Source organism: Pantoea sp. ABR1s (genome assembly GCF_057812235.1).
Map to the genome: position 1 here is coordinate 390,409 of NZ_CM173823.1, position 16,067 is coordinate 406,475.

At 56.6% G+C, this 16,067-nt stretch carries 15 protein-coding genes; 8 read left to right on the forward strand and 7 right to left on the reverse strand.

The window, feature by feature from the left end; all coding sequences use genetic code 11:
- Positions 1-385 precede the first annotated feature (385 nt).
- Together ompR and envZ are read left to right on the forward strand one after the other, a co-directional pair.
- On the forward strand, positions 386-1,105 hold the full coding sequence (gene ompR, locus ACXKZD_RS01800; RefSeq protein WP_003853014.1) for an osmolarity response regulator transcription factor OmpR: 720 nt from the start codon (positions 386-388) through the stop codon (positions 1,103-1,105).
- Positions 1,102-2,469 (forward strand): two-component system sensor histidine kinase EnvZ, encoded by a 1,368-nt coding sequence (envZ, locus tag ACXKZD_RS01805; RefSeq protein ID WP_010253168.1) that lies wholly within the window; start codon positions 1,102-1,104, stop codon positions 2,467-2,469. Before ompR ends, envZ begins: the two co-directional genes overlap by 4 nt.
- 39 nt (positions 2,470-2,508) lie before the next feature.
- Here the strand turns inward: envZ and pckA are convergent, their stop codons facing one another.
- The 5 genes from pckA to ACXKZD_RS01830 all read right to left on the reverse strand — a co-directional run bounded on the left by pckA (position 2,509) and on the right by ACXKZD_RS01830 (position 8,671).
- A complete protein-coding gene (pckA, locus tag ACXKZD_RS01810; RefSeq protein ID WP_010253165.1) occupies positions 2,509-4,128 on the reverse strand; it encodes a phosphoenolpyruvate carboxykinase (ATP) in 1,620 nt (539 codons plus the stop codon).
- 368 nt (positions 4,129-4,496) lie between these two features.
- Positions 4,497-5,363 carry an Hsp33 family molecular chaperone HslO gene (gene hslO, locus ACXKZD_RS01815; RefSeq protein WP_010671560.1) on the reverse strand — a complete coding sequence of 289 codons (867 nt, stop codon included), beginning with the start codon at positions 5,361-5,363 and terminating at the stop codon, positions 4,497-4,499.
- Positions 5,364-5,412: 49 nt separating this feature from the next.
- Positions 5,413-5,817, reverse strand: a complete 405-nt coding sequence (gene hslR / locus ACXKZD_RS01820; RefSeq protein ID WP_061704346.1) for a ribosome-associated heat shock protein Hsp15 — start codon at positions 5,815-5,817, stop codon at positions 5,413-5,415.
- A gap of 13 nt (positions 5,818-5,830) precedes the next feature.
- Positions 5,831-6,478 carry a GMP/IMP nucleotidase gene (yrfG, locus tag ACXKZD_RS01825; protein WP_050680348.1) on the reverse strand — a complete coding sequence of 216 codons (648 nt, stop codon included), beginning with the start codon at positions 6,476-6,478 and terminating at the stop codon, positions 5,831-5,833.
- A 57-nt stretch (positions 6,479-6,535) separates the two neighbouring features.
- Complete coding sequence (locus ACXKZD_RS01830; RefSeq protein ID WP_033773015.1) at positions 6,536-8,671, reverse strand: intracellular growth attenuator family protein; 2,136 nt, start codon at positions 8,669-8,671, stop codon at positions 6,536-6,538.
- Positions 8,672-9,062: 391 nt separating this feature from the next.
- Between ACXKZD_RS01830 and nudE the strand changes: the two genes are divergently transcribed.
- Positions 9,063-9,626 carry an ADP compounds hydrolase NudE gene (gene nudE / locus ACXKZD_RS01835; RefSeq protein ID WP_010253151.1) on the forward strand — a complete coding sequence of 188 codons (564 nt, stop codon included), beginning with the start codon at positions 9,063-9,065 and terminating at the stop codon, positions 9,624-9,626.
- Positions 9,627-9,698: 72 nt separating this feature from the next.
- Here the strand turns inward: nudE and mrcA are convergent, their stop codons facing one another.
- Entirely contained in the window at positions 9,699-12,248 is a 2,550-nt protein-coding gene (gene mrcA / locus ACXKZD_RS01840; protein WP_022624040.1) for a peptidoglycan glycosyltransferase/peptidoglycan DD-transpeptidase MrcA, read from the reverse strand.
- Between the two features lie 116 nt (positions 12,249-12,364).
- On the opposite strand from mrcA, the gene pilM reads away from it, so the two are divergent.
- Genes pilM through hofQ form a run of 5 tightly spaced genes read left to right on the forward strand, consistent with a single transcriptional unit; the run spans position 12,365 to position 15,783 of the window.
- Positions 12,365-13,171, forward strand: coding sequence for a type IV pilus biogenesis protein PilM (pilM, locus tag ACXKZD_RS01845; protein ID WP_033773304.1), 807 nt, complete (start codon positions 12,365-12,367; stop codon positions 13,169-13,171).
- Complete coding sequence (locus ACXKZD_RS01850; RefSeq protein WP_488981835.1) at positions 13,171-13,713, forward strand: PilN domain-containing protein; 543 nt, start codon at positions 13,171-13,173, stop codon at positions 13,711-13,713. The genes pilM and ACXKZD_RS01850 overlap by 1 nt, the downstream gene beginning before the upstream one ends.
- Positions 13,706-14,200: a HofO family protein gene (locus tag ACXKZD_RS01855; protein ID WP_488981836.1), complete on the forward strand. Its 495-nt coding sequence runs from the start codon at positions 13,706-13,708 to the stop codon at positions 14,198-14,200. The genes ACXKZD_RS01850 and ACXKZD_RS01855 overlap by 8 nt, the downstream gene beginning before the upstream one ends.
- Positions 14,190-14,573 (forward strand): HofP DNA utilization family protein, encoded by a 384-nt coding sequence (locus ACXKZD_RS01860; protein ID WP_191921935.1) that lies wholly within the window; start codon positions 14,190-14,192, stop codon positions 14,571-14,573. The genes ACXKZD_RS01855 and ACXKZD_RS01860 overlap by 11 nt, the downstream gene beginning before the upstream one ends.
- Positions 14,512-15,783, forward strand: a complete 1,272-nt coding sequence (gene hofQ / locus ACXKZD_RS01865; protein WP_488981837.1) for a DNA uptake porin HofQ — start codon at positions 14,512-14,514, stop codon at positions 15,781-15,783. The genes ACXKZD_RS01860 and hofQ overlap by 62 nt, the downstream gene beginning before the upstream one ends.
- Positions 15,784-15,874: 91 nt before the next feature.
- On the opposite strand, the gene ACXKZD_RS01870 is transcribed toward hofQ, so the two are convergent.
- Positions 15,875-16,048: a hypothetical protein gene (locus ACXKZD_RS01870; protein ID WP_223265993.1), complete on the reverse strand. Its 174-nt coding sequence runs from the start codon at positions 16,046-16,048 to the stop codon at positions 15,875-15,877.
- Between the last annotated feature and the right edge of the window lie 19 nt (positions 16,049-16,067).

A 16,067-nucleotide genomic window follows, 5' to 3' on the forward strand; every position in this document is an offset into this window, starting at 1 on the left:
TGGGGCGTTACGCAGGTTTGCTGGAATATTATGCTGCCTGACTGCTGTTGAGGTAGATTATCTGGAGCTTATCCACAATGATGGCTGATCATTAAGTCAAATTGTCTGCTAACCTGCTGAATTCGTTCATCGAATAAAAACTGGCCCGCTTCTGACGCCAGCGATTCAGAGAAACAGAGCCGTTTTTTCAGATTTGCCGTAACAGGGGCCGGGCAGCGCCAGACGCGTTAAAACTGACCCGAAATCGCCTTAAATCAAATATAAGCTCCTGTTTAATATGCTTTGTAACAATTTTGGCTAGAATATAAACCATTAATGACTGTCACTATAAGGCATCTTTTTTTAACAATGTTGGCTCAGGCAATAGCGCCTTTGGGAGTTGAAAATGCAAGAGAACTACAAAATTCTGGTCGTCGATGATGATATGCGTCTGCGTGCACTGCTTGAACGCTATCTCACCGAGCAGGGCTTTCAGGTGCGCAGTGTCGCTAATGCCGAGCAGATGGACCGTCTGTTAACCCGTGAATCCTTTCATCTGATGGTGCTCGACCTGATGTTGCCAGGCGAGGATGGTCTCTCTATCTGCCGTCGTCTGCGCAGTCAGAGCAACCCGATGCCGATTATTATGGTGACAGCCAAGGGCGAAGAGGTGGATCGTATCGTGGGGCTGGAGATCGGCGCTGACGACTATATTCCTAAACCCTTTAACCCGCGTGAGCTGCTGGCGCGCATCCGTGCGGTGCTGCGCCGTCAGGCTAATGAACTGCCAGGCGCGCCTTCGCAGGAAGAGGCGATCATCGCCTTTGGTAAGTTCAAACTTAACCTCGGCACCCGCGAGATGTTCCGTGAAGATGAGCCGATGCCGCTGACCAGCGGTGAGTTTGCGGTGCTGAAAGCACTGGTCAGCCACCCGCGTGAGCCGCTGTCTCGCGATAAGCTGATGAACCTGGCGCGTGGTCGTGAATACAGCGCCATGGAACGTTCGATTGACGTCCAGATCTCCCGCCTGCGTCGCATGGTGGAAGAGGATCCTGCGCATCCGCGTTATATCCAGACCGTCTGGGGTCTGGGCTACGTCTTTGTGCCGGACGGCAGTAAAGCATGAAGCGACTGCGCTTCTCGCCTCGCAGTTCGTTTGCCCGCACCCTGCTGCTGATCGTTACCCTGCTGTTTGTCAGCCTGGTAACGACCTATCTGGTGGTGCTGAACTTCGCCATTCTTCCCAGCCTGCAACAGTTCAATAAGGTGCTCGCTTACGAAGTTCGTATGCTGATGACCGACCGGTTGCAGCTGGAAGATGGCACGCAGCTGGAAGTGCCACCGGCGTTTCGCCGGGAAATCTACCGCGAACTGGGGATCTCGCTCTACACCAATGCAGCAGCAGAGGAGAGCGGATTACGATGGGCGCAGCACTATGAATTCCTGAGCGAGCAGATGGGCCAGCAGCTTGGCGGTCCCACCGATGTGCGGGTTGAGGTTAACAAAAACTCGCCCGTCGTCTGGCTGAAAACCTGGCTGTCGCCCGATATCTGGGTACGGGTGCCGCTGACTGAGATTCATCAGGGCGACTTCTCGCCGCTGTTCCGCTACACCCTGGCGATTATGCTGCTGGCGATTGGCGGTGCCTGGCTGTTTATCCGCATCCAGAACCGCCCGCTGGTGGATCTGGAGCACGCCGCTCTGCAGGTCGGGCGCGGGATTATTCCGCCGCCGCTGCGCGAGTATGGCGCGTCAGAAGTGCGATCGGTGACCCGCGCCTTTAACCAGATGGCGGCCGGGGTGAAGCAACTGGCGGATGACCGCACGCTCTTAATGGCGGGCGTCAGCCACGATTTGCGAACGCCGCTGACCCGTATTCGTCTCGCCACCGAGATGATGAGCGAGCAGGATGGCTACCTGGCCGAATCGATTAATAAAGATATCGAAGAGTGCAACGCCATTATCGAACAGTTCATCGACTACCTGCGTACCGGTCAGGAGATGCAGACTGAGCGCGCCGACCTTAACAGTGTGCTGGGCGAAGTGGTGGCCGCTGAAAGCGGCTATGAACGTGAGATCGAAAATGCGGTGATGCCGGAAGAGTTAATGCTGGATATCAACCCGCTGTCGATTAAACGGGCACTGGCTAACCTGGTGGTCAATGCCGCGCGATACGGTAATGGCTGGATCAGGGTCAGCAGCGGACGGGAACTGCATCGTGCCTGGTTCCAGGTGGAAGATGATGGACCTGGCATCAAGCCGGATCAGCTGGCGCATCTGTTCCAGCCCTTTGTGCGCGGTGACAGCGCCCGCAGCACCAGCGGTACCGGTCTGGGCCTGGCGATCGTGCAGCGTATCATTGATGCCCATCAGGGCTCGCTGGAGATTGGCGAGAGCGAACGCGGCGGTTTACGCATTCGTGCCTGGTTGCCGTTAGTGGAAAGCATGGCGCTGAGCCACAACAACGGCAGCAACAGCGTGTCGGGATGATAAAAACGGCGCGGCAGTTTCATTGCCGCGCCGCTTCTTTTAGCGTTGCGGGCCAGCTTTCACCAGCGCAGCACCTGCGGCGTTATCCGTGTACTTGTCGAAGTTATCAATAAAGCGCTGCGCCAGACCTTCGGCGGCGGCGGTCCACTTCTCCTCACTCTCCCAGCTACGACGCGGATCGAGCGTATCACTATCCAGTTCGCCCAGCGTAACCGGCATCTGCAGATTAAAGATCGGCAGCGTTTCCATCGGCGCATCATCCAGCTCACCCGCCAGAATGGCATTGATAATGGCGCGGGTATTCTTCAGTGAGATGCGTTTGCCGCTGCCGTTCCAGCCGGTATTGACCAGATAAGCCTGCGCACCGGACGCCTCCATCCGTTTCACCAGCACTTCCGCATACTGCGTCGGATGCAGCATCAGGAACGCCGCGCCGAAACAGGCGGAGAAGGTGGGGGTCGGCTCAGTGACGCCACGCTCGGTCCCCGCCAGCTTGGCGGTGAAACCTGACAGGAAATGATACTGCGTTTGCTCCGGCGTCAGACGTGAAACCGGCGGCAGCACGCCAAACGCATCGGCGGTCAGGAAAATCACTTTCTTCGCGTGGCCCGCTTTTGAGACCGGCTGCACGATATTGTCGATGTGATTGATCGGATAGGAGACGCGGGTGTTTTCGGTTTTGCTGCCGTCGTCGTAATCGACGCTGCCATCTTCGCGGACCACCACATTTTCCAGCAGCGCATTGCGGCGAATGGCGCGGTAGATCTCCGGCTCAGCCTGCTCAGAGAGGTTGATGGTTTTGGCGTAACAACCGCCCTCGAAGTTAAACACGCCATCATCGTCCCAGCCGTGCTCATCGTCACCGATCAGCTGGCGGTCAGGATCGGTAGAAAGTGTGGTTTTACCGGTGCCCGAGAGGCCAAAGAAGACCGCCACATCGCCCGCTTTACCCACGTTTGCAGAGCAGTGCATTGAGGCGATGCCTTTCAGCGGCAGCAGGTAGTTCATGATGGCGAACAGACCTTTCTTCATCTCGCCGCCGTACCAGGTTCCGCCAATCAGCTGCATGCGTTCAGTCAGATTGAAGGCGACAAAGTTTTCAGAGTGAAGACCCTGCGCCTGCCAGTCTGGATTGGTGCATTTGGCGCCGTTCATCACCACAAAGTCGGGAGTGAATTCGGCCAGTTCAGCGTCGTCAGGCTGGATGAACATGTTCTTCACGAAGTGTGCCTGCCAGGCCACTTCGGTGACAAAACGTACGCTCAGACGGGAATCGGCATTGGCACCACAGAACGCATCCACCACAAACAGGCGCTTGCCGGAAAGCTGGCGGGTGACGCAGCTTTTCAGCGCGTTCCAGGTCTCCTGCGACAGGGGCTGATTGTCGTTTTTGCCGGTGCCCTGGTCGTTCCACCACAGGGTATCGCGCGTGGTGTCGTCACGCACAATGTACTTATCCTTTGGCGATCGCCCGGTGAAAATCCCGGTGTCTACTGCAATCGCGCCGCTCTGCGTCAGGGTGCCACGAGCAAAACCTTCGAGGTCCGGGCGCGTCTCTTCCTGAAAAAGCGTGTCGTAATCAGGGTTGTAAACCACTTCCGTGGTATCCACGATGCCCAAAGCGGCAAGGTCTTGCGAGGTCAGGCCGTTAACGCGCATTTTACTGCTCCTTAAATCGGTGTCTGTTCTGCAAAGCAGAGATAGGTTGGGATCGTGCCACCGGCTGTTGTATCGGGTGCGGCAAATCACTGACAGTCGACTGCGCTTCGTCACGACAGCCTGCAAAGATCACCGGGCAATTCAGGGCATCTGCCTCTGACTTCCGGGCGTTTGCACGATCGCGCGCAGTTTACTCTTCTGCGTTAAGGGAAAAAGGGCAGTGATCTAAAAATGCGACTCAGGGCGCGTTAAGGCTATGTTTCGAACGTTTAAAAGATGTTATGAAAGTAAAAAAAGATAATTTGTCTGAAAAATTATGGGGATAGGCATGGGCGGCGGGGAAGGGGCGGCAGAAGCCGCCCGATAAATCAGTGAAGCTGGTTATTATTCTCTAGGGAGTGGCTGCGAATACCGGCGATATCGACGGCGTCAAACACGTAGTTTGAGCCGCAATAGTCGCAGTGCATGTCGATTTTGCCATCTTCCGCGATGATCTCATCCACCTCTTCCTGCGGCAGCGTGGTCAGTACTTCGCCACAGCGCTCACGCGAGCAGGTGCATTTGTAGATCACCGGCTGCGGATCGTAGAGGGTGACCTCTTCCTGATGGTAGAGACGCCACAGCGCTTCATTCGCAGGCAGATCGATCAGCTCTTCCGTTTTAATGGTTTCGGTCAGCGTTGCCAGATGGTCGAAAACCTCTTTCTCCGTATCCTGCGCAGGCATCACCTGCAGCAGAATACCCGCGGCGCCTTTGTCGCTGGTGCGGATAAACAGCCGCGTTGGCAGCTGCTCTGAGCGCATGAAGTAATCTTCCAGGCACTCCGCCAGGGTTTCACCTTCCAGTCCCACCACACCCTGATAACGTTCGCCCTTTTCAGGGGAAATGGTGATTACCAGATAGCCATTGCCCACCATGCTTTTCAGAGTACTGTCGTCCGGGATGTCGCCTTTGATACGCGCTACGCCGCGCAGTTCCTGGTTGTTGTTGCCGTTGATCACCGCCAGCGACAGCGGACCGTCACCCTGCAATTGCACGGTGATTTCGCCATCAAACTTCAGCGTGGCAGTCAGCAGGCTGGTGGCGACCAGCATCTCACCCAGCAGCGTTTTAACCGGTGCCGGATAGTCATGGTTCTTTACGGTTTCACGCCAGGTGTCAGAGACGTTCACCAGCTCGCCGCGCACGGCGGCATTTTCAAACAGATAACGGTGCAGTTGATCCTGGGCTGACATATTTTTTCTCTCACTGGTACGGGGCGATGGCGCGTCAGCTAAGACGGCGTTATTCATCGCCCGATAATTTAAACTTCATCAAATCGCGACGCTCTTTTTTGTCAGGTCGCCGATCGGGATGGGGCATAGTCAGCGCATTCATTTTGCGCGCCTGCGCCATTTTTTCGCGTTTTTCAATGCTGGCATGGGTTTCGCGATAGAGCTGCTGGGCCTCGCTGGCGGGACGGCGCTGAGCGCTGATGTCCGCCACCACCACGGTGCGTTCATCGTTGCCCTGACGCAGTGTCAGTTCCGCATTCAGCTCTACCACCTTGCCGGGTTTGCTGCGCTGGCCGTTGTAATGCACTTTGCCGCCTTCAATCATCTCCCGCGCAATCGCCCGGGTTTTGTAAAAGCGCGCGGCCCACAGCCACTTGTCGAGGCGTACCTCTTCGCTGCTTTTCTCTTTCTTCATTGCTGCTCCTGACTCAGATCAGCGTCCGGTAGTCGCCGGTGGCGCGATGACGCTGAAAGATTTGCTCAGGACGACCCGAATCGGGGTTCTTTACGCCTAAGCACTCGCCGATGCCCCATGACGTCGCAGCATCCAGAATCACTTCGCTATCATCGATAAACAGCGTGCGCGGCGCAGAAATGCCGGTGTGCTGTTGTACCGCCTTCCATAAACGTTGGTCTTCTTTCGGATACCCAAAGGTATGGGTGGAAAGTAATAAATCAAGGTGCGGCGCTAAACCTGTCTGCGCCAGTTTGACGTCCAGATTGTAAGGATGCGCGTTGGTCAGCAGGATAGTGGACTTGCCCGCGCGGCGCAGAGCCTGCAAAAAAGGCAGCGTATCGTCACGCAGCGCAATGCGGCTGCGCATCGCCCAGGTCATGGCACGGATGTCCAGCGCAAGCGCTTCTGCCCAGTAATCCAGACAATACCAGTTTAGCGTATGGGCGACGGCCTGATACTTTTCCGCGATGATCGCTTCGGCTTCCGCCCGGGTGATGCCGCGTTGCTGACTGAGTTGTTCAGGCACATGCTCCAGCCAGAAGTGGCGATCAAACGCCAAATCCAGCAGCGTGCCATCCATGTCGAGCAGCACGGTATCAATCTCAGACCAGTTGAGCATGCGGATGTTTCACCCTGTAAAAAAACCGGGCGACAGGGTAGCACAGAAGGGCAGGGCTCAGAATATCGGGCGCACGCTCTGCAAAGTGCCGAGGTTATGATTGAAGCACTTGTCATAATAGTGCTGGATATCGATCATGCGCTGGCGATTAAGGTGCATACGGCGCAGCGCCAGTAACCCATTGATTACACCGCAGGTTAACAGCACCAGCAGCAGCAATACGGTGCCGAGATAGCGCCACTGCGCCATGGCATCCGGTTCATTATGCAGCACGATGTGACGCGTGCCGTTGGCATCTGTTGAAATGCTGGTGATGATGCCGCTGGCGCTGAAAGGCGTATGCAGCAGCATGGCGGAGATACGTTGCAGTTCGCGCCACTGAGAGGGCGGATCGAGATCAAACAGCGACACGGTTGGCTGAGGCTGATTCACCAGCTGGCGACCCTCGTCGCTGACGATCAGGAACCCCCCTGGCGGCGGGCTGTTAAGATTTTCTGCCGCACGACGGGTTTCGCGGAAAAAGAAGGTCGAGGTGGCGGTATTGACCAGGTTTTCCAGGGCTTCGGCACTGACCGGCCGCAGCAGCACATTCATGCCGTTTAGCTGGCCGGAATCTGCGCGACGCATCAGCGCTTCCCAGTCTTTGGCATTGCCCAGGTTCACCAGCGCATTTTTCAGGCGCATACAATCCTGTGGCTGATTACAGAGATCCTGCGTTTTCATCACCAGATCGGAGAAGTCATCCAGCAGGATCATGCCGGACTTCTGAATCGCGGAGGCCAGCTGCGGATTCAGTTTAGGATCGGTATTGGTTTCCGGATGCAGCTGCTTTGTGGTGGTCTCCAGCAGAGCAGCGGCTTTATCAATAATGTCCGATTGTGGCTGCGGCAATGGCGTGGCGTTATTCCAGTAGACCGCCGAGCAGTCGAACGGCATGAAGGCGTAACTTCGGTTGCTCTGATAGTTGTCCGGCACCGAACACATGCCGGTACCGCTCACTTTGAGGTTGTCGCCAATATTCAGGGGCACGCTGCTGAGTTTATCGACGCTGCTGACCTCCAGGCTGTCGGTGCCCCTGGCCCAGGCCAGACTGAGCTTGATCGGCATGCCGAGCGGGATCCAGGTGACCAGCATGGTCAGCACCATCAGTGAACCACAGGCCAGCACCACGTTTTTCCGCCAGCGCTGAATAGGGAAGTTTTTGACTTCATCCTGCAGCGACAGGAAGCGCCCCTGACGCACCACCTGACGGTTAAGGTAGATCTCCACATCCGTCACCTGTCCGAGATCGTGCGCGACATAAGGCTGCCAGTGTGGTGGATAGGCGAGGTCAATAATCCCCAGTGTGATATTGCTCTGCTCCTGGTTCGATTCGCTGAACAGGCCCCAGCGCTTTGGCGCGCCGCGCAGGCAGTGTATGTCACGCAGGCCGCGCTCACCCGGAATGCGGTAGAGCAGCCACAGGCTGGCGGCAATCATGACTGCACCCGTCAGCACCAGCCAGATCATCAGCGTTGCGGGGACTAACAGGCTGAAGAAGAAGAGTAAGAAGGCAAGAGAGATGATCACCGCTTCACGCGTGCCATCTGGCCGCGACAGACGATACTCTTCCGGCGTCTCTTTGCGCACCTGCAGCAGTTCGACGTTTTCCGTTTCCGCTTTGCGGATAGAGGCGTTGGTCGACACCGGACGCATCAGCGTCGGCAGCGATTGCTGATCCACGGCGTAATCCACCAGCGAGTGGCCGTTCAGCGAGATCACCAGCGGAATAGATTGGGTGCGGATTAACTCAACGTAGTTTTCGTCGGCGATGTACTGTTCCCACAGCGGCGGCAGATGAACTTCAACTTCATCAAGGTAGTAGCGCCATTTATGGGGATCGTCCGTGGAGAGTCCGTAGCGGGTAATCGCACGGGTAACGGGGTAGACATTGTTGCTTTGTGCCGTCAGCGTCAGTCGTTCGGACGCGCTGCGCTTATCGGTCGTCACCGTAGTACGGGGCTGCTTTTCCAGCGCGGCGACATACTTATCAACCGCCTCACGCTCCTGAGCAGAGAGTTTACGGCATGGCGGACTGATAAATGGCAGAGGTTTCGCCAACGGCGGACGATGCCGCATAGCGTACCAGAACCCAATGCCTGCCAGGATTGAACAGGTCAGCACTATGGCCAGGATCATCAAGATTGTGCTCATGCTCTGCTCAATTCAGCCAAAATGCTGCCTTCACTTTAAACTTTCGCTTTCGGTTATGCTCACTATAAAAGAGGCATTCCGGAAGATTATATAACCCTGAGGAGTCAGACACCCGATGAAATAGTGCCAGCGTATATCTGATTAGCATTTGTTAAACCCTGCCTTGTCCGAATGGTAACCGGCTCAGACTGGATTAAATATCGGTATTATCTGAAACTTATCGCAGCATATTGACTAATGCAAATTTAGTCTTAACTGATAACCAAAGGCTGTTATTCAATCGATGTAATCTGTGTAACGATAACGTGATTGTCTGACTGTCGCACAATTGCCTGTGGTTAGGTATGCTAATTCGCTCCAGATAGCCGGCGCAAAATAATTTGAGGCTGATATGAAAATTCCAAAAAAACCTGACATCCTCAATATCACCGCCGTGGCACGTTCACGGTTATTCACCATTGAATCGGTCGATCTGACTTTCAGCAATGGTGCGCATCGCGTTTATGAGCGGATGAAGCCCTCAGAGCGTGAAGCGGTGATGATTGTGCCGATTATTGATGACCATCTGATCCTGATTCAGGAGTATGCCGTCGGACTGGAAACCTATGAGCTTGGTTTCCCCAAGGGGCTGATCGATTCAGGTGAAACCGTGAATGAAGCGGCAGTTCGCGAACTGAAAGAAGAGGTCGGTTTTGGTGCTGACCAACTGACAACGCTGGGCAAACTCACCATGGCGCCCTCCTACTTTTCCAGCAAAATGAACATTGTGGTGGCGGAAGGTCTCTACGCTGAAAAGCTGGAAGGCGATGAGCCGGAGCCGCTGATTGTCCACCGCTGGCCGCTGAGCGATATGATGTCGCTGCTGGATGAGCCCGATTTCCGCGAGGCACGTAATGTCAGTGCGCTGTTTATGGCGCGCGAATGGCTGGTGAAGCAGGGACGGCTGAGTTACTGAATATCATCTGTGACTGAATAAAAAAGGCCGACTGACGTCGGCCTTTTTTACAGTGCGGTTTCGTGGGTCACATCAGAACAGCTCGTGACTCTCACCGTTATCCATAATGGTGGTACCCACATCATGAACCGAATATTCGGTTGGCTGGGTGCCATTGATGAAGTACTCCTGACGGGTGTTACCCCCTCCATTTGCCAGCTTGCCGGTGCTGCGATCGATCGTCACCGTGACCACGCCATCCGGCGGTGTTAACGGCTGCACCGGTACGCCATCCAGCGCACTCTTCATGTACTCATCCCATGCCGGTTGTGCGCTCTTCGCACCGCCTTCATAGCCCGAAATCTGATCGGGAATGGCGCCGGAGAGCGTGCTGCGGCCCAGATTGCGGCGCGCATCATCAAAGCCGATCCAGACTGAGGTGACCACGCCAGGGCCGTAACCCGAGAACCAGGCATCTTTCGAGCTGTTAGTGGTACCGGTTTTACCGCCGATATCATTACGCTTGAGGTCACGCCCGGCACGCCAGCCGGTTCCCATCCAGCCCGGTTCGCCAAAGATGTTACTGTTCAGCGCGCTCTTGATCAGGAAGGTGAGCGGGGTGTTGATCACGTGGGGTGCATATTGCTGCTCACCCTGTTGTGCCTGAGCGGGAACCTGCTCCAGTTCAGGCTGAGGAACGGCCTGATTCTGGTTGTTATTAGAGGCTGCAACGTTCTCGACGCTCTCTTCATTCAGGGCCAGCGCTTTTTTGGTCTCGCCATAGATCACCGGCAGATTGCACTGCGGGCAGGCGATCTTCGGTTTCTCTTCAAATACGAGGCCGCCCTGTTCGTTCTCAATCCGGGTGATGAAGTAAGGATCGACCAGGAAGCCGCCATTCGCCATCACGGAGTAGCCGCGCACCACCTGTAACGGGGTAAACGAGGCCGCACCTAATGCCAGCGATTCGGTATGAACAATGTTCTGAGCCGGGAAACCAAAGCGCTGCAGATACTCAGCGGCGTAATCCACGCCCATCGCACGCATCGCACGCACCATCACCACGTTTTTCGACTGGCCTAAACCCTGACGCAGACGAATCGGACCATCGTAAGTTGGCGGTGAGTTCTTGGGACGCCAGTCAGCACCCGCACCCGCATCCCAGCGTGAAATCGGCACATCGTTAAGGATTGAGGCGAGCGTCAGCCCGCGATCCATTGCGGCGGTATAGAGGAAAGGCTTGATGTTAGAGCCGACCTGACGCAGCGCCTGGGTCGCACGGTTAAACATGCTCTGGTTAAAGGCAAAGCCGCCTACCAGCGCGCGCACCGCACCATCATTCGGATCCAGCGAGACCAGCGCCGAGTTCACATCCGGCACCTGGCCCAGCCACCACTCATCACCCACCTTGCGCACCCAGATCTGCTGGCCGGCCTGCAATACCTGCGTCACGCTTTTCGGCGTCGGGCCCTGCACGGTGTCAGACTTATAAGGACGCGCCCAGCGCACACCGGCTAATGCCAGCGACACATTGCTGCCATCTTTCAGCATCACGGTCGCTTCATCGCTGCGCGCTTCCGTTACGACTGCCGGATTGAGCGGACCGTAGACCGGCAGCGTCTTCAGCGCTTTTTCAATCTTCGTCTGATCCCATGCCGGTTCACCCACTTTCCACAGCACGCTGGTCGGGCCGCGATAGCCATGACGCATATCGTAGGCCATGACGTTATTGCGAACGGAGGTCTGCGCGGCTTCCTGCAGGCGACGGGTCACGGTGGTGTAGACCTTGTAACCATCGGTGTAGGCATTCTCACCGTAGCGTTTCACCATCTCCTGACGCACCATCTCGCTGAGATAGGGGGCAGAGAAAGCGATTTCCGGACCGTGATACTTCGCGACCAGCGGCGTATTACGCGCCTCATCATACTGCTGCTGCGTGATGTAATGCTGATCCAGCATACGCGCCAGCACCACGTTGCGGCGCGACAGGGCACGACTCGGCGAGTAAAGCGGGTTAAAGGTGGAAGGGGCTTTCGGCAGACCGGCAATCATCGCCATCTCACTCAGCGACAGCTGGTCAACCGGCTTACCAAAATAGACCTGTGAGGCTGCGCCGACGCCATAAGCACGGTAGCCGAGGTAGATCTTATTCAGGTAGAGCTCAAGGATTTCATCTTTGTTCAGCAACTGCTCAATGCGGATCGCCAGGAACGCTTCCTTTATTTTACGCATCAGGGTGCGTTCCGGGCTCAGGAAGAAGTTACGGGCCAGCTGCTGAGTGATAGTACTGGCACCCTGTGAGGCGTGACCGGAGACCAGCGCAACGCTGGCCGCACGGAAAATACCCACCGGATCAACACCATGGTGCTCATAAAAACGGCTATCTTCGGTCGCAATAAACGCTTTCACCATCACAGGTGGCACTTGCTGCAGAGTCAAAGGAATACGGCGCATTTCGCCATACTGGGCGATCAGATCGCCGTCGGCGCTGTAAACCTGCATAGGGGTTTGCAGACGCACATCTTTCAGCGTGTTTACGTCGGGCAGCTGTGGCTCTATGTATTTGTATAAACCATAAATCGAGCCAGCTCCCAACAGGATGCAACACACTGCAAGGATCAATAAATACTTTACGAACTTCACCTGGAATTTCCCATCTGTTGTCGTTTGAGCAGTTTATAAACAACCGCGCGGTAGTATAAAGGCAAGCCAGACGCTTTGATATGTCCATTTTCCCGGACGATAAGGAGATCGCGCGTATGGCTTTTCATACCTGGCAAATTGGGCTGGATATTCAGAATAGGCAGATTTGCGCCCTGGCCCTCCAGCCTCGTCGTGATGGCTGGCAGCTACGCCACTGGTGGCAGCAGCGGCTGCCGCAAGATACGTTAAGAAACGGCGTGCTGCAATCTTCGCCTGAATTACTGGCGGCCTTAACGACCTGGCGTCAGCGGTTACCACGCCGTTATTCGCTGCGGGTCGGATTGCCTGCCCAGCTGGTGCTGCAGCGCCAGCTCCCCCTTCCTGCGCAGTCGCTGAATGAGCCCGCGCTGGGGCACTACGTGCAGGCGGCCGCGCGCCGTCTCTTTCCGCTGGAGCCCGCTGCGCTGGCGCTTGATTACCGACCGGATGCGCAGAGCGGTCAGCTCTGCGTCACGGCAGCGCGGCTGGAGATTATCGACCAGTGGGCGGCACCCCTGTTGCAGGCAGGTTTAAAACCGCAGGTGTTCGAACTGACCACCGAGGCGCTGAAGCGGTTAGCCCGGCAGGCAGCGCTGCAGGACGATGCGGTACTGGTTCTGCAGCAGGATAACCGCTGGCTCTGGAGCGATGCGCACACCGCTGCTGACACAGGCGAAGCCGCCACGCTGGAGGCACTGCAACGGCAGGCCTTTCCCGGGGCGCGTTCTGTCGCCTGGTGTACCGCAGAGCAGACGCCGTTGCCCGCAGACGTTAGCGCGTTTTCCCCTTTTGATCTGTTTCGTTATAAGCAGCCACCTTTGCCGGAGAATCCGGGCGCTTTTGCGCTGGCGGCCGGGCTGGCGCTGCGCGACGGAGATGAGTGATGGTCGCGGTTAATCTGCTGCCCTGGCGGCAGCGCCGTCGGCAACAGCAGCGGCGACAAAGCCTGGTCGTGCTGTCACTGGCGACTGGCGCCCTGTTACTGGTGGTGATGCAGCAAACCTGGCGGATCCAGCAGACGCGTCAGCAGGTGGCGCAGGCGAGCAGGACGCAGCAGCAGGCGCTGGAAAGCCTGGGGCAGCAGTTAGCGCAACAGAAGCAGTTAATGGAGCAGCTCGCGGTCGTGCAAAAACAGCAGGCGAAGCATCGCCAGCAGGCTGCACAACTGGCCGCCTGGCAGCAGTTCTGGCTCGATTTACCCGCGTTGCTGCCCGACACCGCCTGGCTGACCCGGCTGGAGAAGCGCGACAACCGTCTGACACTGGAGGGGCAGGCACAGGATATGGCGGCAGTCCGACAGTTCCGCCAGCAATTAACCACTGTGGCCCTGTTTGGTCTGGTGAAGCAGGGCGGGGTTAAGCGTCAGGCTGATGGCCATTATCGGTTTTCACTGCGGGCAGAGATGCAGGAGGTGAACAGTGAGTGAATGGTGGGAGCGCTGGTGGCAGATGGCCGCTATTGCGCGCTATGGCTTGCTCGCCGCGCTCTTATCCGGTCTGCTGCTGCTCTCCTGGATCCTGTGGTTACGGCCACAGCAGCAGGCGCTCATTGCTGAACAGCAGACGCTGTTGCAGTTGACCCGCACTCTGCAGCTGCGCCAGCACCAGTTGCGTCAGAACCCTGATAATGCACAGTTGCAGGCGCAGCTGCAGTCGATGCAGATCGCGAGATCAGCATCTGCATCGGGCCGTGCAGTGGAAGAGATCCTGGCGGCACGCCGTAGCCAGCTGGAAGAGTGGCAGCCGGACGCCCCCTCACGCATGCTGACGCTGCATCTGCAGTGGCCGGCGTTCCAGTCGCTTTTTGCCGAGCTGGCCCAGGCCTCCGCACCGTTTCCGGTGCATTTCCAGCTGCTGGCGCAGCCGCAGTACCTGGTGGCTCAACTCTGGCTGGAACCTGACGATGCGCCATAGTCTGCTGATTTTACTGTTGTGCTGTGGCGGCGTGCTGGCGCGCGATCCGTTCCGGCCTGTAGCCGGTTCCGTCTGTGAGGCGTCAGTGGAACCGCTCACCGGCTGGCGTCTGCAGGGGATCATTGGCCGGGAGGCACATTTCCATGCCTGGCTGCTGACCCCGCAGGGAGAGAGTATTACGGCCCGCACCGGCAAGCCATTTCCATTCGCACCCTGGCAACTGGCGAATATGACCCGCCGCAGCCTCACCTTAGCGGTGGCGAATAGCTGCAACGCACAACAGACCGCATTTTATTTAAAAGGACGATCGCATGATAAGGATAGCTACCCTGCTGCTGCTACTAAGCTGCCTGCCGCCGGTTCACGCCGCTGATGAGGAACCTCTCAGTCTGACTTTTGATAACGCCCCGGTAGAACGTATTTTGCAGGCGCTGGCTGACTATCAGCAGATCAATCTGATGATTGCGCCAGAGGTTGAAGGTTCGTTATCGCTGCGGCTGGATAACCTGCCCTGGCATCAGGCGCTCGACCTGGTGGCGCGCATGGCAAAGCTGACGCTGGTTGAACAGGATAATGTCCTGCTGGTCTATCCGGAAAGCTGGCAGCAGGCTCAGCAGCAGGCACGTGAGGCTGAGAAGCAGTCGCAGTTGCAGCAGGTTCCTTTGCAACAGCGCGCTGTGATATTGCGTTATGCCAGCGCCAGCGAGGTGTATGCCAGCCTGCTGAGTGAGCGTCAGTCGCTGATGACACCACGCGGTAGCGTGACGGTCGACAAACGCACCAACGCATTGTTACTGCGCGATAGTGCGGCGGCTTTAAAAGAGACGGAGCGCTGGATACGGGCGCTGGATCTGCCACTGGAACAGATTGAACTGTCAGCCCACATCGTCACTATCAGCGAGGAGCATCTGCAGGAGCTGGGCGTGAAGTGGGGATTGCAGGCGGGGGACGCCGCAGTAAATGATATCCTGCATCATCCCCGGCTGGATGTTCCGCTGGCGGTGAGTTCACCCGGCATCAGCGTGGGAATGGCGCTGGCGCGCATCGGAGGGCAGCTTCTGGATCTGGAGTTAAGTGCGCTGGAGCAGGAGAACCAGATTGAAATCATCGCCAGTCCGCGCCTCTTTACCTCACATCAGCAGACCGCTTCGATTAAGCAGGGCACAGAAATTCCTTATGAAGTGTCGGCAGGAAACAGCGGTGCCACCAGTATTGAGTTTAAAGAAGCGGTACTGGGTATGGAGGTGACACCGACGATTTCCGGCAATGGCCGCATCCAGTTGAAGATCCATATCAGTCAGAATATGCCGGGTCGCAGCATCAGAACCGGCGATAGCGACATATTATCCATCGATAAACAGGAAATTGAGACCCAGGTCACGGTCAGTGACGGGCAAACACTGGCGTTAGGCGGTATCTTTCAGCAGCAGCGCACCCGCGGACAGAATCAGGTGCCGCTACTGGGAAATGTGCCGCTGATTGGCGGGTTGTTTCGCCAGCAATCTGATCAGCGCAAAAAAAGAGAGCTGGTGATCTTCATTACGCCGCGATTGGTCAGGGAAGCAGCGCTTACGGCTGGATAAAACGGAAAATGCGTCCCTTAAGGCCATCTGCGTTGACGCAGGAGAGGAATTAGCTTACAAGGTTTAGCGATTTTCAATACGGTGTAACCGTCTATGCTGGGTAAATCCCGGCAAACAGATCAGAAAACTCCTCTGTACGCAGCGTTGTAAAGACGCAGCGCTGGCGCGTTACAGTTTCGCGAACACAGGCCAATTCAGAAATGGATGTGCTGAAGGCAATATAATCGGTTGCCAAACAGCCTTGAGTGTTGAGATAATTTTTCATCTGACTCTTGCTAACGCTC

What these genes read in the sequence shown, in the direction of transcription:
- yrfG (WP_050680348.1), bottom strand. Translation starts at nt 6,478, where the DNA reads ATGCTCAACTGGTCTGAGATTGATACCGTGCTGCTCGACATGGATGGC.
- envZ (WP_010253168.1), top strand. Translation starts at nt 1,102, where the DNA reads ATGAAGCGACTGCGCTTCTCGCCTCGCAGTTCGTTTGCCCGCACCCTG.
- pckA (WP_010253165.1), bottom strand. Translation starts at nt 4,128, where the DNA reads ATGCGCGTTAACGGCCTGACCTCGCAAGACCTTGCCGCTTTGGGCATC.
- hslO (WP_010671560.1), bottom strand. Translation starts at nt 5,363, where the DNA reads ATGTCAGCCCAGGATCAACTGCACCGTTATCTGTTTGAAAATGCCGCC.
- ACXKZD_RS01870 (WP_223265993.1), bottom strand. Translation starts at nt 16,048, where the DNA reads ATGAAAAATTATCTCAACACTCAAGGCTGTTTGGCAACCGATTATATT.
- hslR (WP_061704346.1), bottom strand. Translation starts at nt 5,817, where the DNA reads ATGAAGAAAGAGAAAAGCAGCGAAGAGGTACGCCTCGACAAGTGGCTG.
- ACXKZD_RS01830 (WP_033773015.1), bottom strand. Translation starts at nt 8,671, where the DNA reads ATGAGCACAATCTTGATGATCCTGGCCATAGTGCTGACCTGTTCAATC.
- hofQ (WP_488981837.1), top strand. Translation starts at nt 14,512, where the DNA reads ATGATAAGGATAGCTACCCTGCTGCTGCTACTAAGCTGCCTGCCGCCG.
- ACXKZD_RS01860 (WP_191921935.1), top strand. Translation starts at nt 14,190, where the DNA reads ATGCGCCATAGTCTGCTGATTTTACTGTTGTGCTGTGGCGGCGTGCTG.
- ompR (WP_003853014.1), top strand. Translation starts at nt 386, where the DNA reads ATGCAAGAGAACTACAAAATTCTGGTCGTCGATGATGATATGCGTCTG.
- pilM (WP_033773304.1), top strand. Translation starts at nt 12,365, where the DNA reads ATGGCTTTTCATACCTGGCAAATTGGGCTGGATATTCAGAATAGGCAG.
- ACXKZD_RS01850 (WP_488981835.1), top strand. Translation starts at nt 13,171, where the DNA reads ATGGTCGCGGTTAATCTGCTGCCCTGGCGGCAGCGCCGTCGGCAACAG.
- nudE (WP_010253151.1), top strand. Translation starts at nt 9,063, where the DNA reads ATGAAAATTCCAAAAAAACCTGACATCCTCAATATCACCGCCGTGGCA.